The organism is Pseudomonas xantholysinigenes, assembly GCF_014268885.2.
GTDB lineage: Bacteria > Pseudomonadota > Gammaproteobacteria > Pseudomonadales > Pseudomonadaceae > Aquipseudomonas > Aquipseudomonas xantholysinigenes.
Genome location: NZ_CP077095.1, coordinates 3,811,997 through 3,837,300 on the forward strand (window position 1 = coordinate 3,811,997; position 25,304 = coordinate 3,837,300).

15 protein-coding genes and 1 pseudogene are annotated in these 25,304 nt (G+C 62.4%); 8 read left to right on the plus strand and 8 right to left on the minus strand.

Annotated features, from left to right (window positions below):
* Window positions 1–144: 144 nt before the first annotated feature.
* The 4 genes from HU772_RS16905 to HU772_RS16920 form a co-directional block, all read right to left on the minus strand.
* Window positions 145–468, minus strand: a complete 324-nt coding sequence (locus HU772_RS16905; RefSeq protein ID WP_225923038.1) for a hypothetical protein — start codon at window positions 466–468, stop codon at window positions 145–147.
* A complete protein-coding gene (locus HU772_RS16910; protein ID WP_225923040.1) occupies window positions 461–11,443 on the minus strand; it encodes a two-partner secretion domain-containing protein in 10,983 nt (3,660 codons plus the stop codon). The genes HU772_RS16905 and HU772_RS16910 overlap by 8 nt, the downstream gene beginning before the upstream one ends.
* A gap of 88 nt (window positions 11,444–11,531) precedes the next feature.
* On the minus strand, window positions 11,532–13,226 hold the full coding sequence (locus tag HU772_RS16915; RefSeq protein ID WP_186661049.1) for a ShlB/FhaC/HecB family hemolysin secretion/activation protein: 1,695 nt from the start codon (window positions 13,224–13,226) through the stop codon (window positions 11,532–11,534).
* Window positions 13,227–13,355: 129 nt separating this feature from the next.
* The gene (locus tag HU772_RS16920) at window positions 13,356–14,252 is read right to left on the minus strand and encodes a DMT family transporter (RefSeq protein WP_186661048.1); all 897 of its coding nucleotides are present in this window, start codon (window positions 14,250–14,252) and stop codon (window positions 13,356–13,358) included.
* A 133-nt stretch (window positions 14,253–14,385) separates the two neighbouring features.
* Here HU772_RS16920 and HU772_RS16925 point away from each other — a divergent pair, with 133 nt between their 5' ends.
* The 3 genes from HU772_RS16925 to HU772_RS16935 all read left to right on the plus strand — a co-directional run bounded on the left by HU772_RS16925 (window position 14,386) and on the right by HU772_RS16935 (window position 17,624).
* A complete protein-coding gene (locus HU772_RS16925; RefSeq protein ID WP_186661047.1) occupies window positions 14,386–14,823 on the plus strand; it encodes an Lrp/AsnC family transcriptional regulator in 438 nt (145 codons plus the stop codon).
* Window positions 14,824–15,342: 519 nt separating this feature from the next.
* Window positions 15,343–16,878 carry an NCS1 family nucleobase:cation symporter-1 gene (locus tag HU772_RS16930; protein ID WP_186661045.1) on the plus strand — a complete coding sequence of 512 codons (1,536 nt, stop codon included), beginning with the start codon at window positions 15,343–15,345 and terminating at the stop codon, window positions 16,876–16,878.
* 17 nt (window positions 16,879–16,895) lie between these two features.
* On the plus strand, window positions 16,896–17,624 hold the full coding sequence (locus HU772_RS16935) for an aspartate/glutamate racemase family protein (protein WP_186661043.1): 729 nt from the start codon (window positions 16,896–16,898) through the stop codon (window positions 17,622–17,624).
* Window positions 17,625–18,141: 517 nt separating this feature from the next.
* On the opposite strand, the gene HU772_RS16940 is transcribed toward HU772_RS16935, so the two are convergent.
* The 3 genes from HU772_RS16940 to HU772_RS16950 all read right to left on the minus strand — a co-directional run bounded on the left by HU772_RS16940 (window position 18,142) and on the right by HU772_RS16950 (window position 20,395).
* Complete coding sequence (locus HU772_RS16940; protein ID WP_186661041.1) at window positions 18,142–19,371, minus strand: D-amino acid dehydrogenase; 1,230 nt, start codon at window positions 19,369–19,371, stop codon at window positions 18,142–18,144.
* A gap of 196 nt (window positions 19,372–19,567) precedes the next feature.
* Window positions 19,568–19,906 carry an FKBP-type peptidyl-prolyl cis-trans isomerase gene (locus HU772_RS16945; protein WP_186661039.1) on the minus strand — a complete coding sequence of 113 codons (339 nt, stop codon included), beginning with the start codon at window positions 19,904–19,906 and terminating at the stop codon, window positions 19,568–19,570.
* Between the two features lie 75 nt (window positions 19,907–19,981).
* Window positions 19,982–20,395: a GFA family protein gene (locus HU772_RS16950; protein ID WP_186661037.1), complete on the minus strand. Its 414-nt coding sequence runs from the start codon at window positions 20,393–20,395 to the stop codon at window positions 19,982–19,984.
* Window positions 20,396–20,745: 350 nt separating this feature from the next.
* Here HU772_RS16950 and HU772_RS16955 point away from each other — a divergent pair, with 350 nt between their 5' ends.
* From HU772_RS16955 to HU772_RS16965, 3 genes are read left to right on the plus strand one after another with little or no spacing between them, the layout of a single operon-like run.
* Window positions 20,746–21,606, plus strand: a complete 861-nt coding sequence (locus tag HU772_RS16955; RefSeq protein WP_217858727.1) for a hypothetical protein — start codon at window positions 20,746–20,748, stop codon at window positions 21,604–21,606.
* 5 nt (window positions 21,607–21,611) lie between these two features.
* On the plus strand, window positions 21,612–23,036 hold the full coding sequence (locus HU772_RS16960; protein WP_217858728.1) for an S-type pyocin domain-containing protein: 1,425 nt from the start codon (window positions 21,612–21,614) through the stop codon (window positions 23,034–23,036).
* A complete protein-coding gene (locus HU772_RS16965) occupies window positions 23,033–23,305 on the plus strand; it encodes a colicin immunity domain-containing protein (RefSeq protein ID WP_186662821.1) in 273 nt (90 codons plus the stop codon). The genes HU772_RS16960 and HU772_RS16965 overlap by 4 nt, the downstream gene beginning before the upstream one ends.
* A gap of 112 nt (window positions 23,306–23,417) precedes the next feature.
* On the opposite strand, the pseudogene HU772_RS16970 reads toward HU772_RS16965, so the two are convergent.
* Window positions 23,418–23,551 (minus strand): annotated as a pseudogene (locus tag HU772_RS16970) (IS5/IS1182 family transposase); the annotation flags it as partial.
* 584 nt (window positions 23,552–24,135) lie between these two features.
* On the opposite strand from HU772_RS16970, the gene HU772_RS16975 reads away from it, so the two are divergent.
* Together HU772_RS16975 and HU772_RS25125 are read left to right on the plus strand one after the other, a co-directional pair.
* Entirely contained in the window at window positions 24,136–24,918 is a 783-nt protein-coding gene (locus HU772_RS16975) for an S-type pyocin domain-containing protein (RefSeq protein WP_186662822.1), read from the plus strand.
* Entirely contained in the window at window positions 24,918–25,190 is a 273-nt protein-coding gene (locus tag HU772_RS25125) for a colicin immunity domain-containing protein (protein ID WP_186662823.1), read from the plus strand. The genes HU772_RS16975 and HU772_RS25125 overlap by 1 nt, the downstream gene beginning before the upstream one ends.
* The last annotated feature ends 114 nt before the right edge of the window (window positions 25,191–25,304 follow it).

Sequence of the window (25,304 nt, forward strand, 5' to 3'; positions counted from 1 at the left end):
CCTTTATGACCAGTAATCACTGCCACAGTACTCGCCGGAAGAAAAGGGGACGGATTTATTTTCTCCAAGAGCAGTAAAAATATATCTACCCCGTTCCCCGTCCTTTTCCCGCCCGCCCCTTTTTCTTTGCCCCCTTTCCCTATTTTAGTCGACAGAAAATGATGAGAAATAAAATGAAAATAACTCACCCTCAAGATCGCTAAACTTATAGCGCATCCTATCAAGACCAGAGTCCAATTTTTCTACATTCATATGCATAAGCTGAGTCAACCCTCCACCAAAATCGCGAATCGCAAACTGACTGACATCGAAGAACCTCACACGAACAGCAGCACCCCATACATCTTCAGATTCCGAAATTGATAGAAACAGATCATAGGCCACCCCCTCATCATTCAACTGAACATTAATAGAATGCAAGCAATTATTAGCAATCAGCATCTCATTCAACTCAGCAACACTAATCATTGTTTACCCTCGTCTCTTTCCCTTTAGGGCTATATCCAGGACCATATTCATAGATATGCACGTGCGGATCTGAATGATACTCATCCGGCTTTTCTTTATTCCCATATCCGTGATTCGTGTAATCCGTCCGCCTAACTTGCCGACCATACTGATCATACTCAATCACAGATTTTTCTAACTTCCCAGTCTTAGGATTATACCTCTCTTGGGTAGTAGTCTTTGTACCTGGCGTCGTCTGATGCGGCTTCTTCCCGGAAAACACCTCATCAGGGAATGTTCCGTCCTTTACACCAACAGGATTATCACAAGGCCCCCCAGTATTGTGCACCCACGTCCTCAAATCACCCACATAGAACGTATGCCCCACATCCACCGTCAGGTTAAACGTCTTCCCAACCGGCTTGTACAACCGCGCCGAGACCACCCGAGTCGATGTCCCTTCACCCTCTCCATCTGCCAGCGATTGCAGCAGATCCCCCTGCCGTAGCTCGCCCATCTGCACAAAGTTACGCTTGGCGGGTACATAGAACGGGTGACTCGGTGTCACCAACAATGTTTCCGATCTTGCCGCGCCATCGGTACGGGTGCTCTCCAGGGCCAGGCGATAAATTGGCTGGTCATCCCGCTCATGGGTCGCGGTGATCGCCGCGGCAAACGGCTTGCCGCCGTGCTCTGGCTTGGTCCAAACCAAATCGCCGACCTTGAGCGTTTCAATCGCCCGGTCGCCATCCGGCGTTGCCACCAGGGTGCCAGCTGCGAAGCAACGCGGGCATGGCGGGACCTTCGCGCCCTCGCCCGGGCTGACCTTGCCCTCTCCGGATTTGCCCTTACCGCCCCCCGTCGCAGCGACTACGCCTCGACCACCGGCCATGATGGCCAGCGCCCCGGTCGTACCCAGTTCGGTGATCAGCGTAGCCTTTTCTTTGATCGTCAACTTACGACCAGCGGCATTGTCCAGCCATGATGTTTCCGTATCCCATCGCTGAAGCCCGGCTTGCTCCGCAGGCGTCAACCAGCCTTCCTTGATGAGTTTTGCGGTGAACAGGTCCTTATCGGGCACAAACAAGCCGCCGGTACCGGCAGGGTTCATCGACGGCATCAGGTGTTGCCCTGGGTTGCCATTGAGCAAACCGACGGTGTCGTATCCCTGGTTCTTAAAGAACGCAATCAGTTCTTTGGCAACCGGGCTGTCGATGACAACCGCGCTGTCGACCAGCCCCTGCGCACACGCACGCGTCTTGCAGTCGTCCATCGCCTTCGAGCGGGCGATGGAGATGCTTTCGTATCGATCGAGGATGTCCTGGATCCGGCCCGCCGTGCACTGTTTGGTTGCCCGACATGCCTTCAACTCACCCAGCATGCGCTCCGCAGTCGGGTGATCGAGGTTGTTATATTGGGTCGCGTTCTGCGCCACCCAGCCTGCCACCTGCTGCCCTTTCTCATCGGCCCCCAAACCTGCGGCCACGGTCAGCCCCAACAACTGCGAGGTCATGGTCAGCAGTTGCTCATGCGACTCCCCGGGGAAAATGTGCTCACCAACGGTGGCGACGAAGGCTTCGTTCGCACCTGCCGCAATCGCCCCCGTACGGAAATCACCACCCGCGGCCTCGGCGATCAGGCCACCGACCAAGGCGTGCGCCACGGTCTTGGTCGGCAGCCCTTCGAAGTACAGCTTGTCACCTAGTCGCTTGTAGATGGCCGCCGACAACGCATTGCCCACGAAGGTCTTGCCTGCATCGGTCAGGTTGCTACCCAGGTCGCTCCCTTCCAGCGCGGACTTGGCCACAGCACCAATCGCTGCCTGCGAGCCGGTGTAACCGGCAAACTTGCCGAAGCCGGAAAGCTTGCTCAGGTCAAAGCCAAAGGTAGGCTTGTTCAGGTCCTCGGCGGATATGCCGAAGGCATCGTTGAGATAGGCAGCAGTAACCCCGGCGGTAATTGCGCCTGTGGCATACCCCTTCAGGCTGCTCGACGAAGTGACATCCTTGAACACTGCCCCAAGGTTGCCGCGGTTGTTGATGCCGCTGATGACGGCGTTGTTGGTGGCGGCAGTGGCAATGCTACTCAACGCCACGTTGGCCCAACCGGCAGCGACCGTGGATCCTGCCGCGGCACCGCTGGCCACGGCACTGGCGGTCGCGGTTCCGCTTGCAGCCAAGGCCGAGCCGGAACCTGCCACGGCACCTGTGGCATTGCCAATCATTGCGCCGGCCGCCCCTGCCGTCAGGTAGGTGACGATGATGGCAATGACGATCTGCGCCCCAGCCCCAAGCCCGGAATGGCTGTACTTGAAGGAGTCATGCACTTCCTTCACCTGCCGCCAGTCCACATCCCCGCGCTTCTCGACTTCCTTCAGCCAAGCCAGCTGTGGATCGGCCGCGACCATGGCGTCGATGCTCTGGCTGATGGTCGCCTGGTCGACATGTTTCACATCGACCTTCAAGCCATCCACCGCCTTGATCACCAGATCACCATTAGCGGTCAGCTGGCTCTGGCGCAGGGTTTCGTCGGTGCTGCCCTTGCCCTTCATGCTGTTCCAGGCAAGGTCACCCTTGGACTTCTCGTGACTCTCCTGATGCATGTCCTTGACCGCTTCGAAGGTCACCGCACCGCCACTGTCAATGGTCAGGTCCGCACCGGAGGCGAGTTTCGCGCCCTGGTACAGCTGGTCACCGCCGCTCTCGAGGGTCAGGTCGCCACCACTGGTGATCTCACTGCCCACCGCCTTGACGTCGGTCACTTCGTCGCGCTGGGTCTTCTTGCTACCCCAACCACCCTTCTTGTTCATGTCATACAGCGAGTACTGGCTGTCGTTGGCAGCCAGCAGCTCGAGCTTGTCACCGGCCACCAGGTAGGCTTCGTCACCGGCGCTGGCCTTGCTCGCCACCAGGCGCAGGTCGCGCCCGGCGTCGATGGTCAGGTCGCCGCCGGCCTTCACTTCGGCTGGCTGCTGCTCGACGTCGTCCTCCTGACGCTCGTACTTGGTCTGGCCTTTCTTGCCCTTGGCGTAGCTGTGCTCCTCGTTCGCCGCAGCGGCCAGGGTCACGTCGCGCCCCGCCTGCAGGGCCAGGTCGCGGCGGGCCTCGATCTCGCTGGCGACGATGCTCAGGTCCTGGCCGGCCGTGGCGGTGAGGTTGCCGCCGGCCTTCACCTCGCTGCCGTACTGGGTGATGCTGGTGTCGTGGCCACTGACCCGGCGGCGCTGGTACTCGTGGCTGTCGACGCCTTCCTGGCTGGCGATGATCAGGTCACGCCCAGCGTCGAGGTCGATGTTGCCGCCGGCCTGCACGGCGCCGCCGACAATGCCAATATCCTGCCCCGCCGTGATCGTCAGGTTGTTCGCCGCCTCGATGCGCGCGGCGGTGTCGACCAGGTCCTTGGTCACGTGCTCACCGCCCGCGTGGCCTTCCAGGCGGGTGACGCTGCGCTCGTTGATCACGTCGCCGGTCAGCGCGGTGAGGCTCACTTCGCGCCCGGCGATGATCCCGCCCTGGGCGTTGCGGATCGAGTCGGTGGCCAGCATGTCCAGGCGCCCGCCTGCCTCCATCAACCCGGCGTTGCCGATGTTGCTGGCGCTGACGGCGAGGTTGTTGGTGGCGCGCAAGGTGCCGACGTTGACCAGGTCGCCGCCGCTGATCAGGTTGACATCGCGACCCTGGATCAACGCGCCGTTGGGGGCCACGCGGCCGTTGGCGTGGGCCAGGTACAGCACCGGGGCGAGTACCTTCTCGCCGTTGACCTCGACCTGCTCCATCCAGACGATGTCGTGGGTCAGCGCCGCCACCTGCTCGGCGCTGAGCGACACGCCCACGCTCAGCGCCAGCTTGTCCTTGCTGGCGATGGCGTTGTCCATCAGGTAGCGGAACAGCGTCTCGTCGCTGGTCGTGCCATCGATGTAGCGCTGGCCGGTACGGGCCACCACTGCCTCGCGGATCAGACGCTGTTCGTAGAGGCCATCGCCCAGGCGCTTGATGGCCTGGTCCGGCTTGACGTCGAGCTGGCCAAGCAGGTAGTCGGAGCTGAGGAACTGCTTGAGGTCGGTGAGGACCGGGTTGGTCTCTACCAGGTACTTGTGCGCGACATTCGGCACACTGCGCTCGGGCACGCCCTGGACCAGTTTGACGCCGGCGGCCAGGCTGCCCAGGTCCACGCCGGAACCGGCCACGGCGCCCTGCGCTGCGGCCGAGCCGTTGGCGCCCAGGGGCTGCGCGGCACGGCTGTCGGCACCGGCGGTACTGGCCAGCGGTGCGATGAAGGTGCCGCTGCCGGCCTGGGTACGATCGCCGGTCGCGCCCAGGGCGTCGCCGCTGATCGCGGCCTGGCCGGCCTGGCTGCTGATGCGGAACAGGCCGTTGCCGCCCTGGGGCAGGCTGAAGCTGGGCAGGGTGACCGGGTTGACCTGGCGCTGGGCCAAGTCCGGCGGCAACTGCGGGTTGAGCGCGCGCACCTGGGTCTGGGCCTGGCGCGCATCGGCCGTGGCATCGCCACGGGCATTGAGGGTGCCGGCACCGGCCTGGTTGACGCGTACCACGCTGTTGTCGATACGCTGGGTGGCATTGATGGTCACCGCGCCAGCCGACTGCACCACCGCCGGGGCGACCACGGCGCCGGCGATCGGCGTCTTGTTGTCGATGACGTTGTAGATGCTGGCATGCGGATAGCCAGACGCCGCCATGACCTGATCGAGCGTCAGCGAACCCGGGTTCTGGTTGAACTGGTTCTTGGCATTGATGAACGCGTTGTACTGCCCGCGATCACGGGTGTACATGCTGGCGGTGAGGTTGCGTTGCTCGCCGCCACCGGCACCCTTGTTCTCGAACACGGCCGTGTTGATGGCGATATCGCCGCCCGCCGAGACACTGCTGTAGTGGTTGCGGAACGCGTCACCGGCAAAGGTCAGCTTGCCGCCGCTCGTCATGAAGGCCGTGGGGCTGTCCTGGTCGATGACATCCTGCCAGCTTTCCGTGGCCGAGAAGTACAGCTCGCAACCCTTGCCCTTGCAGCGGTCGTCGGAATACACGTTGACGTAGCCAGCGACCAGCTTCTGCTTCGAGCTCAGGTGTTCCTTGCGGTTGAGCAAGGTGTCCACCGCCAGGGTCATGCTGCCGGCGCTTTCCATGCTGGCGGAGATATTGTCCAGCAACGCGGCGCGGGCGCTGCCGTTGCCGGCCAGGTCCAGGCCGCCGAGGCTGTAGATATCGCCGTAGTAGTTGCTCAGGCTGCCCACGCGCAGGGTCATGTCGTTGCCGCTGAACACCAGGCCGCGCTGGTTGCTCAGGGTGTTGGCGGTCAGCGTCAGCGCCGCGGCGCCGCCGAGGGTGCCGCGGTTTTCCAGGCTGGCGGCGTTGACCGTAAGGCCACCAAGGGCGGTCAGGCGGCCGTCGTTGCTCAGCAGGTTGCGGGCCGTCACCACGCCGCCCGCGCCGGCGGCCAGGCTGGCGGCACTGGACAGGCGGATGTCGGTGGCGCTCAGCCCCAGGCCGCCGAGACTGCTCAGGCGACCATTGCCATCGTATTGGCCGGTGAGGTCGAGTTGCAGGCTGCCATCGCTGGCCAGCAGGCCATGGTTGCTCCAGTCGCCACCGCGGCCCTTGAAGCTCTCGACCGCCAGCAGCTTGCCGCTGGCCGTCTGCACGAAATGCCCGATGTCCAGTTCCAGGCGCCGGGCCTGCAGCACGCTGCTGTTGGTCCAGTTGGCGGCAGCGATGCTCAGCAGGCCATCGGTATGCAGTACGCCACCGGCCTGGGTGACTTTGTCCGAGGCCAGGCCGAAGGTACCAAGGCCGGTGTGCAGCAGTTGCCCGCCGCTGTTGCTCAGGCCGCCGATCTGTAGGTCGAGGTCGTGGTTGGCGGTGGCCAGCACGCCGTTGTCGTTGAGCAGGTTGCCCGCGACGATAAAGCGGCTGGTGCCGGTCTTGCCGAGCGCGCGCAGGCTGCCCGTGCGGTTGTCGAGTTCGCTGGCGCGCAGCAGCAGGTCACTTTCGCTTTCCAGCTGGCCGAGGCCGTTGTACAGCGCGCCGTCCAGGCCGAAGTCGATGCGCCCGGCGCCGATCTTGCCGCTCTGGTTGAACAGTTGCTGGCCCTGAAGGTGTAACAGCCCCTCGGCGTACAGGCCGCCACCGCGGTTGTCGAACTCGGCGGTGACGAGCTGATTGTCGCCACCCAGGGCCGAGAGGTAGCCGCCCTGGTTGTTCACCCGGGTGTCGGCCTTGATGTCCACCGACTGCGCCTGGGTGGTGCCGCCGCCGTTGTCGAACAGGCCGCCGAAGACGCCCTTGAACAGCCCCTTGGCAGCGCTGAGCATGCCACTGCCGGTGTTGTCGAGGCTCGCAGCGTGCAGTTCGACGCCACCGGCCAGGCTTTCCAGGCGCCCGCCGTGGTTGTTCAAGGCCTGGTCCAGGTGCGCTTCGATGTCGCCCTGGCTCTTCAACGTACCGCCCTGGTTGTCCAGGGCATTGGCATGGATATCGAGCTTGCCGTGTTCGCTGAACAGCAGGCCGTCCTGGCCGTTGAGCAGGTCGCCGTCCAGGCGCAGCACCAAGTTCTGCTGGCTGGCCAGGTTACCGCCGCGGCTGTTGTCCAGGGTCGTCGCGTCGACGCGCAGCAGGCCGTGGCTGACCAGCTTGCCGCCGTTGTTGGCGACACTGCCGGCCTTGAGCAACAGGTCGGCGCCGCTGACCAGGCGTGCGCCATCGGTATTGATCAGTGCTTCGCTCAAGGTCAGGTCGAGCAGCGCGCGGCTGGTCAGCTGGCCCTTGGTGTTTTCCAGGCGCTTGCCGGCGACGCTGATCGCCTGGCCGTTGATCTGCCCGCCCTGGTTGTCGATAACGGTGCCGGCCTGGTCGAACGCCAGGTCGCCGGTGGCGGAAATAAGGCCGCCGCCGCTGTTGTCGAGCCGCTCGGTGACACTGAGGGTAACGGCCTGTTCTGAAGAGACGATGCCTTTGCTGTTGCGCAGGTTGGCTGCAGTGATCTGCTGGCCAGCCTTGCTGACCAGGGCGCCCTGGTCGCGGTTGTCGAGGGTACCGTCCAGGGTCACGGTGAGGTCGCCGTCCTTGCTGGACAGGGTGCCCTCGCCACTGTTGTTCAGGTCGGTGCCCTTGGCCAGCAGACCTTGCGCTCCGGAAATCAGGCCCTTGTTGCTGTTGTCCAGCCGTGGCGCCTCTACGGTCAGCCGGCCATCGCTGAGGATGCGGCCCTGCTGGTTGTCGATGCGCTGGGCGAGCAGCTTGTAGGATTGCTGGCTGGTGACTTCGCCGGCGCTGTTGTCGAGCTTGCGCAGGTTGTGGATTTTCAGCGGGCCGTTGGCGCTGATCAGGCCGCCCTGGTTCAGCAGGTCACCGCCGTTCAGGTCGAGGTCGAGCTGCTGTTCGCCGATCAGCCGCCCCTGGCGCTGGATCAGCGTGCTCACCCGCAGCAGCAGGTCGCCCTTGGCGGATATTTCACCGCCCTGGCTGGAATCGACCTGCCCCGCCACCAGCGTCAACGCGCCATCGCTGTGGATCCGCCCTGCGTGCTCAAGGGCATCGGCGCCGTTGCGCAGATCACCCGTGGTCAGCTTCATGGCCTGCTTGCTGCTCAAGGCACCGCCACGGTTGTCGAGCTCACGACTGTCGACGGTCATTGCCGCCTGGCTGATGAGCTGGCCGCCCTGGTGGTTGTCCAACTGGCCGGTGCTGACATTGACACCGGTATTGCCCGACAACAGGCCGCGCTCGCCGTTGAGCAACCCGGCGCTGGTCACGGTCAGCGCGCCGACGGCGGACAGGGTGCCTTGGTCGTGGTTGTCCAGCTGGCCGTCGATAGTTGCCTTGAGCGCCCGGCCGCTGGCCAGGCTGCCGCCGCTGTAGTTGTCAAGGCTGGCGGCCTCGACCCTGAGGTCGTGGCTGGCCGACAACACGCCTGCAAGGCTGTTATCGAGAACGCCGGCAATGCGCAGGGTCAGGTCCTGGGCACTGATCACCCGCCCGCCACGGTTGTCGAGCCTGTTGGCGGCCAGGCTGAAACCGTGATTGCTGGAGATCTCGCCCGCCTCGCGGTTGTCCACCACACCGACCTGACGCAACAACAGGCTGCCCGGCGAACGCAGCAGGCCGCCGTTGCGGTTCACCAGTTGGCCGTGCCGCAGGTCGAGGTCGATGCCGGTTTCACTGACCAGTTGCCCGTGATCGTTCTGGTCAAGGCCGGTCAGCGTGGCATCGATCTGGCCGGCGGCGCTGATGCGGCCGTAGGCGTTGTTGTCCAGCTGGGTAGCGACCAGCAGCAGGCTGCCGGCACCGATATTGCCCTTGGCGCTGTTGTCGATGGCGCCGCTGCGCAGCTCGGCGTGGTCCTGGGCGCTGACGACACCGAGATGGCTGTTGTCCAGGCGACCGGCCTTGAGCAGCAGCCCGGTGTTGGTCACCAGGGTGCCGCCCTGGTTGTCCAGCAGCCCTTGGCTAGTCAGGTCCAGGGCCGCCTTGGCCGAGACCTTGCCGCCCGCGCGGTTATGCAGCGTGCCGGCATTCAGGGTGACAGTGGCGTCACTGACGATCAGGCCGGCGTCGCTGTTGTCCAGCTTGCCATCTAGGGCCACGTCGATGTGCTGGTGGCTGCTCAGCTTGCCGCCGTTGTTGAGCAGCTCGGTGCCGTGCAGGCTCAAGCGGTCATAGCCACTGAGCAGGCCCTTGTTCTGGTTGAGCAGGCGCTGCACGGTGAGGGTCAGGCCACGATCGCCGATGACCTTGCCGCCTTGGTTGTCCAACAGTTCGCTGGCATTGAGGACGACCTTGCCGGCGCTGGAGATCTCACCCTGCTGGTTGAGGATGCGCGCCGCGCTGATGTCGGCCACGCTGGTCGCGCCAATCTTGCCGCCCTGCTGGTTGTCGAGGGTGTCGGCGGTGAGCAGCAGGCTGCCCAGGCTGGTCAGCCTGCCGCCTTGCTGGTTCAAGGCGCCCAGGTGGGCTTCAAGGTCACCCTTGGCGATGATGTTGCCCAGCCGCTCGTTGTCGACCTTGCCGGCCATCAAGTCGAGGCGACCATCGCTCTGCAGGTGGCCGGCATCGCTGTTGGCCAGGCTGGCGACGTCGATGTAGGCCTTGCCCTTGGTGGTAGCCGCGCCCTTGTCGCGGTTGTCGAAATGCCCGCCGGTGACGGTCAGCGAGCGGTCGGCGAGGACCAGGCCGCCACGGTTGTCGAGACGTTCGCCATGCAGGGTCAGGTCGCCAAGGCTCGACAGCATGCCGTTGTCACGGTTGTCCAGGGTCGCCACCTTGACGCCCAAGGTGCCATCGCTGCGCAGGTTGCCCTTGCCGCTGTTGTTAAGGCCCACGGCCTTGAGGTCGAGCAGGCGCTTGGCCGAAACCAGGCCGAGACGGTTGTCGATGTCGGCGCTGGCGTTTATCAGCACATCGCCGCCGAGCAATTGGCCGCCACCGTTGAGCAGGCCGGCGGTGGTGATGTCCAGGCGGTCGGCACTGAGCTTGCCGCCAGCCTGGTTGTCCAGCAGCGCATGGGTGTTCAGCTTGGCCTGCCGGTCACTGCCGACCAGGCCTTTGTCGCGGTTGTCCAACCGGGTGGCGGTGATCTGCAGGCCGCCCTGGCCAACCAGGCGACCGCCCCGGTTGTCGAGGGTGGTACTGACGTCTACCACAGCCTTGCCCTTGCCCTGCAGCAGGCCTTGGTCACGGTTGTCGATCGCCTGGGCGTTGACCGTCAGGGTGCCGTCGGCCAGTGCCTGGCCTTTGCGGTTGTCCAGCTGGCCAGCCGTCAGGGTGGTAACTCGGCCTTTGAGGGTGCCGCCCTGGTTGTCGAGGGTGGTGCTGCCGGTGGCATCCAGGGTGCGGTTGGCCACCACGCTGCCGCGGTTGCGCAGGGTCTGGCCGGCGAGGGTCACATCGCCGTGGGCATTGCGGGTGTTGTCTGGCTCCACGCCGGCTTCGATGACGCCCTGGTTGTCGACTCGCGCGCCGGTCACGGTGATGCTGTCCTTGGCGGCAAGGCTCTGGCCGACCGTCACTGCGTCGCGCACGCGCACGCTGGCACTGCCGGCGGCGTAGGTCTTGCCGGTCAGCTCGGCGCTTTGCGCGGCGATCGTCAGGTTGCCGGCACTGGACGTCTGCGCCAGGGTCACCTTGCCGTTGGTGTCCACCTGGATGTCACCGGTGGTGGCGGCCATGTTGCCGGCCAGCTTGACGCCCACGCCCTGCTCGGTGCCGACCAGGCGAATGGTGTTGGCATACATGCCACCCAGCGCCGCGCTGTCGATGGCCAGCAGCGGTTTGTCGCTGCCGTCCTCGGCCCGTGGCGTGGCCTGCAAGGTATCGGCCTTGACGTCGTTGCGCCCGGTGACGATGTTCAACTGCCTGGCGTGCAGTTCGGTGTTGAGCTTGGCGCTGCGGGTGATCAGGTCGAACTGGTCGAGGTTGGTGGCATTGAGCGCATCGCCTTCGATGGCGATGTCGCCGCCGTCCACCTGGAAGCGGTCGAGGCGTTCGCCGTCCATGATCGGCTTGCCGGTGGTGAGGGTGGCCCGCGGCGTGTTGATGAAGCCGCAGCCCTTGCAGGTGATGCCGTGGGGGTTGGCGACGATGACCCGGGCCGCCTGCCCCGCCACCTCGGTATAGCCTTGCAGGGTACTGCGGTTGCCACCGGTGACCTGGTTGAGGATCACCTGGGCGGCCTGGCCGCGCAGGTTGGGGTTGCCGACGATGATGCCGCCCAGCTGGGTCGACTGGGTCTTGCTGGTGGCGTTGTTGAGGATCAACCCATTGCTGCCGACGTTGTAGTCGCGGAAGGTGTTGGTCGACAGGCCGCTGCCATTGGGTGTGGCGATGTTGACGATCGGCACCCCGTTGCCGGCCCGGTTGACGCTGGTATTGGCATTGGCCGCCGCATCGACGGTCAGTTGCGCGGCCGTGGCGACGATGGGGTTGAGAAACAGCACACCCGCGACGATCAGGGCGATGCATTGGTTCAGTGGGGTGCGGATATCCATGTCGAACGAACTCCAGGCGCTGCTCGGGCCAGTTGCAGGCGCGCCCCTGTCGGGGCGGCGGTGTCACGAGTAATGGGTGGGTCGGGGCTCAGAAGAACGCGTCGACGCGGAAATAGATCGGATGCTCACGGCGGGTGATGACGTCGGGGCGTTCCAGCGAGCGGGCGAAGGTGGCGCTGGCGGCGAAGTACTGGCCACGCACATTGAACTCGAAGGCGTTGCCACTCAGGCGGCCATGGTCCTGGCCATTGCCGTGCTGGCCCTTGATCACCCCGGCGTCATAGGCGAAGGCCATGCCGTACTCACGCAACCAGGGCTGTAGTGGTGCCCAGGTAACCGGGCGGCGCCAGCGCAACTGGTTGCGCCAGTAGCCGCCGCTGTCGCCGGTGAGGGTCTGTTCCTTGAAGCCGCGCACCGAGGTCAGCCCGCCGACGCTGATGCGCTGGCCGCTGTAGAGGGCGTCCTCGCTGCGCTGGCCGGTGGCCAGGCTGTCGAAGCTGAACTGCTCGCCCCACAACTGGAATGGCTGCAGGTAGCTCAGGGTCAGGGTGTACTTGTTGTAGCGCGCCACCGGCTCGTTGCCGCGCGGATCGCCCGCGCCCTGGGCGTCGAGCGCACCAATGCCCTGCTGCCAGCCGGCGTCAAGGTTGACGAAGGCGTTGCCGATGCGCCGGCCATGGTTGAAGCCCAACTGGCGCTCGGTGATACGGGTGCTGGAGACATCGATCAGGGTGTCGTCCAGGTAGTTGCGTGCACGCAGGTGGCTGATGCCCAGGTTCACCGCGGTCTTGCTCAGGCTGTCACGGTGGATCACCCGTTCGGCCTGGAACTGATGCACGGCGTTGTCGCCGTCGAGCTTGAAGGGGAAGCCACTGGAAGTGTCGCGGGTGCGGTAGTAGTTGCGGTTGTAGCTGTAGTTGAAGGTCCACCAGCCCCACGGCAGGTTGTAGTTCAGGCCCTGGCTGTCGCTATGACGCCACTGGTCGCTGACCACGTCGCGGCCGGCGCGCAGGCTGAGCTGGTCGGCCAGGCCCAGCGGGCTGTCCCACTCGAAGCCCAGGTTCATCTGCTGTTCGCCACTGCTGGCATCGCCGTTGTTGTGCCGGCTGGCCGAAACCCGCCAGGGCTTGTCACGCTCGCCCTTGAGCTGCACCCGACTACCGCCGACGGCCTGGCCCGGCACCAGTTCCACCTCGGCCCGGCGCGAGGGCAAGCGACCCAGCTGGTCGACCATCTGCTCCATCTGGCGCAGGTCGAGCACCTCGCCCACCGCGCCGGGGAAGGTCATGGCCAGCTCCCACGGGCTGGCCAGGTTCGAGCTGTCCAGGCCCTCGAGACGCCCTTCGACGACGATGATCTGCAGCACACCGCTGCCCAAGTCCTGCTGCGGCAGGTAGGCGCGGGTGGTCAGGTAGCCACGGTCGAGGTAGTGGTCGGTAATCCGCTTGAGCAACCCATTGAACCGGGCAATCGGCAGGCACTGGCCTTCATGATCCGCCAGCAGGGCATGACGTTGCCCCTCGCTGAGCAGCGTCGCACCCTGCAGGTCGATGCGCTCGATCTGGAAGCAGCGGCTGTCTTCACTGGGCTGCGTCGGCGCCTGCGGGGCCTGTTTGCCAGGCAACTGTTGCAGCTCCTCGAGGCGCCTGCGCTGCTCCTGCAGCAAGTTTTCCTGGCGGTCACGAATCAAATCCCGATCACCGGGGGACTGGAATGGCGCGGCGCTGGCAAACAACGGCAACAGCGCCAGGCCTGTGGCCATGGCGCGAAAAGAACGGGACATGCGGGGATGATCCATCACTTGAGAACGGGTCGCATCACTGCGAAAAAGCGCGCAGGGTACTAGAGGGTCAGCGCGCCATCAACTGGCCATCTCCTACAAAAGTTGTCGGACGGTTCGCCAGCCCAGAGCTCAAGCCTGCTGCGCGCTCCGTGCCCTACGGAACCACCACCCCTGCTGCATCCCCGCCGCCGCCAGCAGGATCAACCCCACCCCCAGCCATTGCAACGGCGCCAGACGGTGGCCGAAGGCGAACCAGTCGACCAGGATCGCCGCGATCGGGTAGATGAACGACAAAGCCCCGGTCAACGCGGTGGGCAGGCGCTGGATGGCGCTGTACAACAGCACATACATCACGCCGGTATGAACCATGCCCAGGGTCAGCAGGCTACCCAGCGCCGGCCACTCGCCCGGCAGGCCGCCCAGTTTGACCCAGGGCGCCAGCAGCAGCACACCGGTGCCGACCTGCACCAGCGCGATCAGGTGCGGCGGGGTGCCGGTGAGGCGCTTGATGATCAACGCCGCCAGCGCATACAGAAACGCCGCGCCCAACGCCAGGGCGATCCCCAGCAGGTAGTCGTCGCCGCTGGCCTGGCCGTTGCCATGGGCGCCGACGATGGCCAGCATGCCGATGAAGGCCAGGCCCAACCAAGTGAGCTTGGCCAGGGTGAGCTTTTCGCCGAGGAACAACGCCGCCAGCCCCACCAGCATGAATGGCTGGACGTTGTACACCGCCGTGCCGATGGCGATCGACGCCCGCGAATAGGAAGCGAACAGCAACACCCAGTTACCGACGATGGCCACGCCGCTGGCCACGGCCAGCAGGAAGGTGCCACGGGTCAGCACGCCAGGTTTGAGAAAGCCCATGGCCGCGCAGATCACCAGCAAGGTCGCGGCGCCGAACACACAGCGCCAGAACACTACGTCCAGCACTGGCTGCCCGGAGACCAGCACGAACCAGCCGATGGTGCCGGAGATCAGCATGGCGGCAATCATTTCCAGCGACCCGCGACGCAACCCATTGTCCATCTCACACCTCCTTTCGACGATGGCCACAGTATGCGCAGGCAGGCCTACGACCTTCCAGCGGATTACCAAGGCAAAACGGGATCATGGCCTTTACTATCAAGGCAAATCCCGTCAATTGCCTAACGAGGTAGCCATGACCGACGCCATCGACCAGTTGCTGATCAACGCCCTGATGGAGGATTCGCGCCGCTCGCTCAAGGCCCTGGCCCAAATCAGTGGCCTGTCCGCGCCGAGTGTCAGTGAACGCCTGCGGCGCCTGGAGGAGCGCGGTGTGCTGCGTGGCTATACGGTCGATGTCGACCCGCGCTGCTTTGGCTACCAGTTGCAGGCCATCGTGCGCATCCGCCCATTGCCTGGGCAGTTGCAGGAGGTGGAACGGCAGATCGTCGCCATTCCCGAGTTCACCGAATGCGACAAGGTCACTGGCGAGGACTGTTTCATCGCGCGCTTGCATGTGCGCTCGATGGAGCAGCTCGATACCTTGCTCGACCGGCTCAATGTGCTGGCCGAAACCAACACCGCGATCGTCAAGAAGACCCCGGTGCAGCGGCGCTTGCCGCCGATGGCCTGAGCCCGAGCGAGCCCGCTCCCACAGGAGTCGCGTCAACGCGAGAAGGCTCAGCAAGGCAGTTGCGCTCACAACCATGCATTGCCCAAAAATCTGTATACATAAATGTCACTTTAAGTGCCATTTTTGTGTGCATTTTTTAGCAGTAACGCCCCATTTGGTTACACACTACCTGCAACTAAATCTGACCAAACGATCAACTAAAATCATCAGAACAAAATATAACCTGTTCATTTGGTCAACTTATAGTTAATTGATTTCATCCACTTAGCTTTCAACAAGATAGATTCAAAATAATGGCGCCGTGAAAGTTGGTTTCAGCCTGGCACGGAACTGGCTTTTGTGTGTTGGTGTTTTGTATACAACTCAGTCAAAACATAAATACACAAGAACCCGCAGCGTCGCCCTCAGCGTCGACCGTTGCGCCCAGAACCCAGTGATGCCAACGCCTGCACCGACGAGATGGCGAGCCCGTGCGCCAGCGCCCGCTCATCGCAGTCACGCGCATCAGGAGCCGCCGGAATGAGTAGCAGCCTCCCCCTTGCCCCTGAACTTTCCGTTGCCAGCACCCACCCCACCAGCACCACCCTCGAAGGCCTCCCGGCAGGTCTCGAGTTGAGCCCGCGCCTGCACAACCGCGACCTGGCGCCAACCAAGCTCGCCGGACGGCGCTGGGGCGGCTACAGCATCTTCGCGTTGTGGACCAACGATGTGCACAACATCGCCAACTACTCCTTTGCCATGGGTTTGTTCGCCCTCGGCCTGGGCGGTTGGCAGATCCTGCTGTCGCTGGCGATCGGCGCGGCACTGGTGTATTTCTTCATGAACCTGTCCGGCTACATGGGGCAGAAGACCGGGGTGCCCTTCCCGGTCATCAGCCGCATCGCCTTCGGCATCCATGGCGCGCAGATCCCAGCGCTGATCCGCGCGGTGATCGCCATTGCCTGGTTCGGCATCCAGACCTACCTGGCCTCGGTGGTGCTGCGGGTGCTGTTGACCGCCGTATGGCCGCAGGTGGCCAGCTATGACCACGACAGCATCCTCGGCCTGTCGAGCCTGGGCTGGGTCTGCTTCGTGGCGATCTGGCTGGTGCAACTGGTGATCCTCGCCTATGGCATGGAGATGGTGCGCCGCTACGAGGCCTTCGCCGGCCCCGTCATCCTGCTCACCGTGGCGAGCCTGGCGGTGTTCATGTACTTCAAGGCCGATGCGCGCATCGCCTGGTCGGTGGCCGAGCCCCTGAGCGGCTACGAGATGTGGCGCAACATCTTCGCCGGCGGCGCCCTGTGGCTGGCGATCTACGGCACCCTGGTATTGAACTTCTGCGACTTCGCCCGCAGCGCGCCTTGCCGCAAGACCATCCGCATCGGCAACTTCTGGGGCCTGCCAGTGAACATCCTGGTGTTCGCCGCCATCACCGTGGTGCTGTGCGGCGCGCAGTTCCAGATCAACGGCCAGATCATCGACAGCCCGACCCAGATCGTCGCCAGCATCCCCAATACGGCCTTCCTGGTGCTTGGCTGCCTGGCCTTCCTGATCGTCACCGTGGCGGTGAACATCATGGCCAACTTCGTCGCCCCGGCCTTCGTCCTCAGCAACCTGGCGCCACGCCACCTGAACTTCCGCCGCGCCGGGCTGATCAGCGCCACCCTGGCGGTGGTGATCTTGCCGTGGAACCTCTACAACAGCCCCTTGGTGATCGTGTACTTCCTCTCCGGCCTGGGCGCCCTGCTCGGCCCCCTGTACGGCGTGATCATGGCCGACTACTGGCTGCTGCGTAAGGGCCGCATCAACGTCCCTGAGTTGTACAGCGAGCACCCCGCCGGCGCCTACCACTACAGCCGCGGCATCAACCTGCGTGCGGTGGCGGCCTTCATCCCCGCCGCGCTGCTGGCCATCGTCCTGGCCCTGGTGCCCAACTTCCACAGCGTCGCGCCGTTCTCCTGGCTGATCGGTGCCGGCATCGCCGCCACCGTGTACCTGCTGGTCGCGCCGCGCCACCGCCACTACCACGACGTCAGCGGCGAATGCATCGCCGTCGACCACAGCAGCCATTGATTGCAGGGAGATCCGCCATGCGTATCCTGATCGCCAACGTCAATACCACCACCGCCATCACCGAGGCCATCGCCGAGCAAGCCCGCAGCGTGGCCGCCCCAGGCACCGAGATCGTCGGCCTGACGCCCTGGTTCGGTGCCGAATCGGTGGAAGGCAATTTCGAGAGCTACCTGGCCGCCATTGCCGTGATGGACCGGGTGCTGGCCTACGACCAACCCTATGACGCAGTCATCCAGGCCGGCTATGGCGAGCATGGCCGGGAAGGTCTGCAGGAACTGCTGGACGTGCCGGTGGTGGACATCACTGACGCCGCCGCCAGCACCGCGATGTACCTGGGCCACGCCTATTCGGTGGTGACCACCCTGGACCGCACGGTGCCGCTGATCGAGGACCGCCTGAAACTCTCCGGCCTGTACGACCGCTGCGCTTCGGTACGCGCCAGCGGCCTGGCGGTGCTGGAGCTCGAAGCAGACCCGCAGCGTGCGGTGCAGGCCATCGTCGAGCAGGCCGAGCGCGCCGTGCGCGAAGACAAGGCCGAGGTGATCTGCCTGGGCTGCGGCGGCATGGCCGGGCTCGACGAGCAGATCCGCCGCCGTACCGGGGTGCCGGTGGTGGATGGGGTCAGCGCGGCGGTCACCATCGCCGAGTCTCTGGTACGCCTGGGCCTGAGCACCTCCAAGGTGCGCACCTATGCCACGCCACGGACCAAGCAGGTGCTGGGCTGGCCGATGCGTTTCGGCCGCTGAGCCTTTTGCCGTGGTTCCTGTGGGAGCATCTGTCTTGCTCAACTGCTAAAGCTAGCGCAGCCCCTGTGGGAGCGGCTTCAGCCGCGACCACCGGCGCAGCCGGTGCCAGGCACCGCGCCGCTTGCTTCGCGGCGGTGCGGCGGTCCGACAAGCCCGCTCCCACAGGTATGGTGCATGCCCTGAGGTCAGCGCGGTCCCTGTGGGAGCGGCTTTAGCCGCGAACACCGGCGCAGCCGGTGCCAAACACCGCGTCGCCTGCTTCGCGGGTAAACCCGCTCCCACAGGCGTAGCGCATGGCTTGAGGTCAGCGCGGTCGCTGTGGGAGCGGCTTCAGCCGCGAACACCGGCGCAGCCGGTGCCAAACACCGCGTCGCCTGCTTCGCGGGTAAACCCGCTCCCACAGGCGTAGCGCATGGCTTGAGGTCAGAGCGGCCCCTGTGGGAGCGGCTTCAGCCGCGAACACCGGCACAGCCGGTGCCAGGCACTGCGCCGCCTGGCTCACCAGCAAGGCTGGCGTCTACAGGAGCAACGCGTGGCTTGAAGTCTGTGAGGCTGGCCGCAACATCTTCGCCAACCGCTCACCGCTGCCGCACGCCAGGGTGAATCCCAGCGCGCCATGCCCGAGGTTCAGCCACAGGTTGCGGTAGTGGGTGGCCCCGATGATCGGCACACCGCTCGGCGTCGCCGGGCGCATTCCCGCCCATTCCACCGCCTGTTGGTAGTCGGCAGCCTGGGGCAGCGTTTCCCAGGCCAGCCGGCGCATGCTCCTGAGCCTGCCGACATCGACCGACTCGTCATAGCCGACGATGTCGACCATCGCCGCCACCCGCAGTTGGTCATCCAGCCTGGCGTAGACGATCTTGCGCTCGTAATCGGTGAGGCTTACCTCCGGTGCTTCGTGGGTGGCGCCAATTGGCGCGGTGAGGCTATAGCCCTTGAGCGGATAGACGGGCAGCTTGAGCCCCGGCAAGGCCAGGGCGGCACTGCGGTGCCCGGCACACAGCACCAAGCGTTGCACCGCTACGTGCTGCTGCCCGAGTTGCAGCTCGACCACGCGTTGACCCTGCGCGACCAGCCGCGTCACGGGCTGGCCCAACAGCATCCGGCAACGCCCCGAGGCCTGCAGGCGCTCGGCCAGGCGCAGGCAGAAACGGTGGCAGTCAGCGACCTCCTCGGCGGCGGTGAACACCCCGCCGACAAAGGGCGTCTCAGCCAGCGCCGGGTCAAGCCCGCGCAACGCCATGGCATCCAGTATTTGTTGTGTATCGGGGTCGAGCAGCTGTGCGCGAGCCTGAGCAAAGGCGCGCTGGGTGCGAAAGGCCACAAGCTTGCCATTGCGCCGCCAGGCGAACCCGTCGAGGCCATCTTCCTCGCGCCAGCGCTGCAACGCCGTTTGGCTGTGCAGGGCAAGGTTCAGCAGTTGCGCGGCGTTACGCCGATTGACCGAGCGCCGACAAGCCAACAGGAAGGCTGCCAGCCAGCGCCACTGCACCGGGTCCAGGCGCAGGCGCAAGCGCAGTGGCGAATCGCCCCGCAGCAGCCAGCCAAGCGCCTGCCAGGGCACCCCGGCATCGGCCAGCGGCGCGACATAGCGATAGGACAGCTGCCCGCCATTGGCGAAGCTGGTGGCACTGGCCAGGCGGTCGCGGGCCTCGACCAGCTCGACCTGCCAACCGTCGCGCACCAGTGCGTAGGCGGTGGCCAGGCCAACCACGCCGCCACCGATTACCGTCACCTGCTGGTTCATTCATGCCTTCCTGTGCAGTGCCTCAGCAGCGACAGTACCAGCAACCGGTGGAACACGACATTGCCCTGCGGCCGAAGCCGCAGGGCATCCCTGTCGTGGTCGCCATCCGTGGCGGAGTCTTCCGTGACCATGCGTGCCGTTCCATGGACGAGTTCCACCTTAGCGCGCTTGTATTGCCGAATTGTTGCGCGGCAGGTCAGTCGTCGCGGGTCAGCACTTCCAGCAGTTCGATCTCGAAGGTCAGGTCGGAGTTCGGCGGGATCGCGCCCACGCTGCGCTCGCCATAGCCCAGGTGCGCCGGTACCTGCAGCTGGCGCTTGCCGCCGACGCGCATGCCCATCAGCCCCTGGTCCCAGCCCTTGATCACCCGGCCGGTGCCGATCACGCACTGGAACGGCTTGCCGCGTGCCCAGGACGAGTCGAACTCGCTGCCGTCGGCGAGGGTACCGCGGTACTGGGTGGTGATCAGCGCGCCCTTGACCACGGCCTTGCCGTCGCCTTCCTGGAGATCGATGACTTGCAGTTCGCTGCTCATGGCAGGTTCCTCGAAGCGGTTTTTCAAAGGCCGCCGTTTTCTCAGGATTGTTGCGTTTTGGCAAGGCGCGGAGGATCAGGACGGGGCGAATTGATCGAACACTTGCTGGCCGGTGAGGTTCTTGGTTTCGTTGCTGAAGCAGTACCAGGTGGGTTTTTCGTCGATGAAGATCTGTTCGGTGAAGGTCCAGGTTTGCTCACTGTCGATTACGCCGACCGGCACGACGTAAAGGCCGCTCTCTTTCAGGCGGTAGAACAGGTGCGTGCCGCACTGGCCGCAGAAGCCGCGCTCGGCCCAGGGGGATGAGTCGTAGATGCTGGGCGCGGGGCCTTTGATCACTGGGGGTTGGCTGCATTGCACCGCCAATAGCGGGCCGCCGGTCCATTTGCGGCACATGCTGCAGTGGCAAGCGCTGACGTGGGTGTTTTCCAGGGTGAGGTTCAAGTGGGTGGCCTTGCACAGGCAGGTGCCTTGTTTTTCCAGGGGCATTGGGGGGGCTCCTTGCTGTTGTTTTTGCGGGTGTTGGAGTATAGATCGCGGATTATGCAAGAACTCCACTTGGCCTCCTAAAGTCACAATTGGCCGCGCCTGCGTCTGATTAACGAGTCGCTTTTCCAGGCCGTGAGCGACGATCAAATGAGGGCCTTTGGTTGTGGTGGAGGAACCACTCACTGTAGTAGGCAGGTGCGCGGAGGCTTCTAGGGGAGTCCGCAGAATTCGGAAAAAATCGTACGCCAAGCCACAGGCGGGGTTGAGTCATTGACTCCATGTACTGTGTTTTTATACAGCACTTGCCAGCGATCTCCCTTCCGGAAATCGCTCTTTCAAGGAATGAATTTATGGCCATAGAGCTACCGGAAACGACTGTTCACCCGTGGCCCGACCCTTTGCCTATTGACGCGGGATCATTCGCGTACCTCTACAACGAGCGGGACCGACAGGGCCGGGAACAATTAGCAACATTTAACAGAATGATGACCGACCTTGCAGCAGAACTCCTGCGGGTCAAGACGTATTTGGATACGTCTTATGCGCCCTTGATCACGGGAGCAGCCCAAACCACTTTGGAGACCTTGGGGCTGCTCGGTGTCCCATTGGATACCTCCTCAAGCAGTGCAGCTGATATTGCGGGATACATCAGTACCGTCAACCAGGCACTTGTCGAGGCTAATGATCAGCTCGCCTCGCTGTCCACAGAGGCCTTGGCATTTTCGGGTGGCAATGTGCTTGAACTCAATGCCTCTCAGATCAAGGCTGCGAACATGTCACGAATCCCCAAGCACTGGCGTGCATGGGGACCATTCCCGGCGTCGGAACAAGGTATTTATCAGAAAGCCTATGAGGCAGCCCTGCAATCCCGAGTGGTAGGTCAAACCATAAAGACATTGCAGGAACGCCAAGCGAACTTGAACACCAGCCTAGAACAGGCCAAAGTTCGTGAAGTACAATCCGTTCGTCAGTCAATCAGCAGTGATTTATCAGCCATCACAGCACCTGCGCAACAGCAACTGGCTGCGCATAGACAAGCTCTGGAAAATCAGTTTTCCGACTCTGCAACTAGGACCAATGCTGAACGAGAAGCCGCTAATCAGGCTGTGCGGCAAGCGGTTGAGCAAGCGTATCAGCAGATTGATGCCCTCATCACCTCGGCTGGCAGCAGGGTCAATGCGGGGAACTCGCTCAGATCAACCAATCGGTAAGGGCAATGGCCGGCACCGTTGCTGCTACGTTCACCCGCGCGGCGAATCAGCTGGTGGCCAATGCCAATGCATTCATCGAGTCTCAGCGCCAAACGGTCAATCAGGCCAGCACTGGTGCCGCCATCCAGGTCAGCGCCCGCGTGGCCGAACTCATTGCACAGGTTCAAGCTACGCCGACCCGCGACATCGCCGCATCGGCCCAACAGTCTCTTAAGCAAGTCACAGACACCGCTTATGTTGCTGCGAGTAACCAGATCCATATTGCATCCCTCGCAGACACCGTCAAAAGGCAGGAGGTAAGTACAGGCATCCAGTCTGCCCGAAACAGCGCCCAAGCCCAGCTTCAAGCCCTGCCCGGCACCACTCAAACCGCCATTACCCAAGCGGCCAACAGCTACCGCTTCGCAGCCAGCGCTGCGGCGGCACTCACCGTGCCAGGACAAGGCACCGTCCCTTTGGCCGAAACCGCGCTGGCGACACTGCGCCAAGGCATTGCAAACGCCATTGCCGCATTAGGCCGCATTGCCACGGCTGGGCCGGGTGCCCCAATCGCCGCCGCCCTGACCGCCGTGTTTTATGCCCGTTCAACAGCCAGTGAAGAGCAGGACCAAACACCGGCGCGATTTCGCTACGGCTTGGGTGTCAATGCTCATGAGCTTGGCTTTTCGGCGAACGCCGATCTCAATGCCATTGCCGCCGCTCAAGGCACTGTCGAGCTGCCGTATAGGCTCACCAACGAAACCCGAGGTGATGGGCGCTCCTACGTTTCGGTGGTCACAGCTGATGGCGTGAACATCTCCAAGAGCGTACCCGTACGGGCTGCCACGTTTGATCCGCAAACTGGACGCTACACTGTGACGGTGCCAAGCTTGGTACCAGACCAGCCTCCCATTACCCTGACCTGGACGCCTGCGGCGCCTCCAGGGGATCAGTCCTCAAGTACGACGACACCGGTCGTTCCACCGCCTGTGCCGACCTACACAGGCGTGGAACTGCAACCGCTGAACATTGAGGCCGAGACCTACCCCGGTGTGTTGCCGGATGCTAATGACTTTATCATCACGTTCCCTGCAGACTCTGGCTTGAAACCAGTCTATGTGATGTTCAGCGAACCGCTAGACTCAGGGATTTTCACGCGAAAACAGCTTGATAAAAAATATAAGCATGCTAAAAGCTTCGGAGTCACCGATACAAAAAAGAACAGCGAAACCTTAGCAGAATTCCGCAATGCAATTGAGGCTCACCTGAAGCACAGTGGAACCATCGAGAAAGGAACCTATCTCTACGCTGAAAACTCAAAAGTGCACTTTAACTCTACGACAAATAATGTTGTCGTCTTAGATACCACTGGAAAATTCCTTTCAGGGTGGAAGCTAGTGCCAGGAACACCGCAGTATGAAAACTACATCAGCACAGGGAAGCTGAAATGAGCATAGATCTAATAAACTTGGCGAAGTCGGCAGCCAAGAAAGAAATCACTGCCGATGATTTTGAAACTAAGTTTTTCGAAGGCTGGCGACTTGAGGGAGAATCCGGCGTCCTGGCAAAAGATAGCAAGAATATTGCAGACTGCTTGTATGTGATTTTTGATTTAGCAGAGCGCTACACCTCTCATCCTGACAGAGAAAGCTATGAGCTAGACGAACGGGCTTTGAGGGCAGAGCTTGAGAAAGCGCTGAAAAACCACGGTTTCCTATAATTCCTTGCCGTAATTTTATCTACGTCCTGTGATGTAAATAGAAGATCTGGTCGGGTGCCATCATCCCTCGTAGGTTGGCACCCGAATCGATCGAAAGTCATACGTTTAGAAAAAGGAAGCGCAACGGTGTCCCGTTGGCGTCGCAGAGCATGTGGATTTTGGTTGTCAGGCCACCGCGACTGCGGCCTAGAGCGTGATCGGCAGGCTCGTCAGCCCCCCTTTTTTCCCGGCGCCAGAAGAGGCTCGGCGACCACTGTCCAGGCCTCATCCGAGAGTTCGTAACGCTTTGCCATCACAGAATTCCTTTCCGTAGATGGCCGGGAGCCCTACAGAGTTTCAGCTTCCGAAGGGTGCCGATTGGGTTTCTCGGGATTTCGTACAGAGCCAGTAATCGCAAAAACCGCATCCGGTCGGTAGTCCGCAAGGCAAACTGGGGGACGGCTGTTGCCAAAACATGTCGGTTGATACAAAACCTTGGCTTCAAGAGAAAACTCAACACCTCTTGGCTGGAATATCTCAGGGTCGGAAATTCCAGCCCTTCCATTTATTCATTTTCTAATGCATCTCAGTAGGCCGATCCGTTTTGCTGTACCGGGGGAGCTCGCAGAACTCAGAAAAAATCGTACGCCAAGCCACAGGCGGGGTTGAGCCATTGATTCCATATACTGTTTTTTATACAGCATTAGCCGCCGATCTCCCTTCCGGAAATCGCTCTTTCAAGGAATGAATTTATGGCCATAGAGCTACCGGCGACGATTGCTCGCCCGGGGCCCGACCCTTTGCCTATTGACGCTGGATAGGACCAAACACCGGCGCGATTTCGCTACGGTTTGGGTGTCAATGCTCATGACCTTGGCTTTTCGGCGAACGTCGATCTCAATGCCATTGCCGCCGCTCAAGGCACTGTCGAGCTGCCGTATAGGCTCACCAACGAAACCCGAGGTGATGGGCGCTCCTACGTTTCGGTGGTCACAGCTGATGGCGTGAACATCTCCAAGAGCGTACCCGTACGGGCTGCCACGTTTGATCCGCAAACTGGACGCTACACTGTGACGGTGCCAAGCTTGGTACCAGACCAGCCTCCCATCACCCTGACCTGGACGCCTGCAGCGCCTCCAGGGGACCAGTCCTCAAGTACGACGACACCGGTCGTTCCACCGCCCTACACGGGCGTGGAACTGCAACCGCTGAACATTGAGGCCGAGACCTACCCCGGTGTGTTGCCGGATGCTCGCGATCTGATCATTACCTTCCCGGTAGACTCCGGGATGAAACTGATCTATTTGATGTTCAGCGAGCCTTTAGACTCGGGGATATTCACCCGGAGGCAGTTGGATAAAAAGTATAAGCACGCTATAGACTTTGGAGTTTTGGCCACAAATAAAAACACAGAGACCTTGACTGCATTCAGGGACGCTATCGAGCAGCATTTAAATAGCTCGAGTACAATCGAAAAAGGAACATATCGACGAGAGCCAGGGTCGAAGGTGTATTTTAACCCCACTACAAATTTGGTGGTCATAGTAGCGGCGAATGGTAAATTTCTTTCTGGCTGGCACCTTAGCCCTGGCTCCGACCAACACAGAAACTATATCGAAACGGAGGTACTGTAATGAGTCTCGCTCTGATTGACCTAGCAAAAAAATTCCTCTCATCATCCATTAGCAGCGAAGAGTTCTCCAAGACTTTTTTCGAAACCTGGAGATCTGAGGGGGAATCTGGACTTTTGGCTCAGGACGAGCCAAAACTAGGCAGCTGCCTGACTTTAATGTTTGGGCTGGTCGACAGTTTAGTCGAGGACACCAAAGACTTCTCCTCTGAGCTTACGGAACCTGAATTAAGGATCGAACTTACCAGGCTCCTTAGAACATACGAATATCTATAGTTTTAGATTAAACTCCATCTTAGGCACCCAAGGTTCTGTCGATCTAAACCATCGATTGAGCAACGGAGCACGGGGTGATGGGCGGTCGTACATCTCGGTCATCACCACCGATGG

Excerpts from the sequence above, each read along its gene's own strand:
- HU772_RS16960 (WP_217858728.1), top strand. The coding sequence starts at position 21,612 with ATGGCCGGCACCGTTGCTGCTACGTTCACCCGCGCGGCGAATCAGCTG.
- HU772_RS16950 (WP_186661037.1), bottom strand. The coding sequence starts at position 20,395 with ATGCCCCTGGAAAAACAAGGCACCTGCCTGTGCAAGGCCACCCACTTG.
- HU772_RS16940 (WP_186661041.1), bottom strand. The coding sequence starts at position 19,371 with ATGAACCAGCAGGTGACGGTAATCGGTGGCGGCGTGGTTGGCCTGGCC.
- HU772_RS16930 (WP_186661045.1), top strand. The coding sequence starts at position 15,343 with ATGAGTAGCAGCCTCCCCCTTGCCCCTGAACTTTCCGTTGCCAGCACC.
- HU772_RS16935 (WP_186661043.1), top strand. The coding sequence starts at position 16,896 with ATGCGTATCCTGATCGCCAACGTCAATACCACCACCGCCATCACCGAG.
- HU772_RS16945 (WP_186661039.1), bottom strand. The coding sequence starts at position 19,906 with ATGAGCAGCGAACTGCAAGTCATCGATCTCCAGGAAGGCGACGGCAAG.
- HU772_RS25125 (WP_186662823.1), top strand. The coding sequence starts at position 24,918 with ATGAGTCTCGCTCTGATTGACCTAGCAAAAAAATTCCTCTCATCATCC.
- HU772_RS16915 (WP_186661049.1), bottom strand. The coding sequence starts at position 13,226 with ATGTCCCGTTCTTTTCGCGCCATGGCCACAGGCCTGGCGCTGTTGCCG.
- HU772_RS16910 (WP_225923040.1), bottom strand. The coding sequence starts at position 11,443 with ATGGATATCCGCACCCCACTGAACCAATGCATCGCCCTGATCGTCGCG.
- HU772_RS16955 (WP_217858727.1), top strand. The coding sequence starts at position 20,746 with ATGGCCATAGAGCTACCGGAAACGACTGTTCACCCGTGGCCCGACCCT.
- HU772_RS16925 (WP_186661047.1), top strand. The coding sequence starts at position 14,386 with ATGACCGACGCCATCGACCAGTTGCTGATCAACGCCCTGATGGAGGAT.
- HU772_RS16965 (WP_186662821.1), top strand. The coding sequence starts at position 23,033 with ATGAGCATAGATCTAATAAACTTGGCGAAGTCGGCAGCCAAGAAAGAA.
- HU772_RS16905 (WP_225923038.1), bottom strand. The coding sequence starts at position 468 with ATGATTAGTGTTGCTGAGTTGAATGAGATGCTGATTGCTAATAATTGC.
- HU772_RS16920 (WP_186661048.1), bottom strand. The coding sequence starts at position 14,252 with ATGGACAATGGGTTGCGTCGCGGGTCGCTGGAAATGATTGCCGCCATG.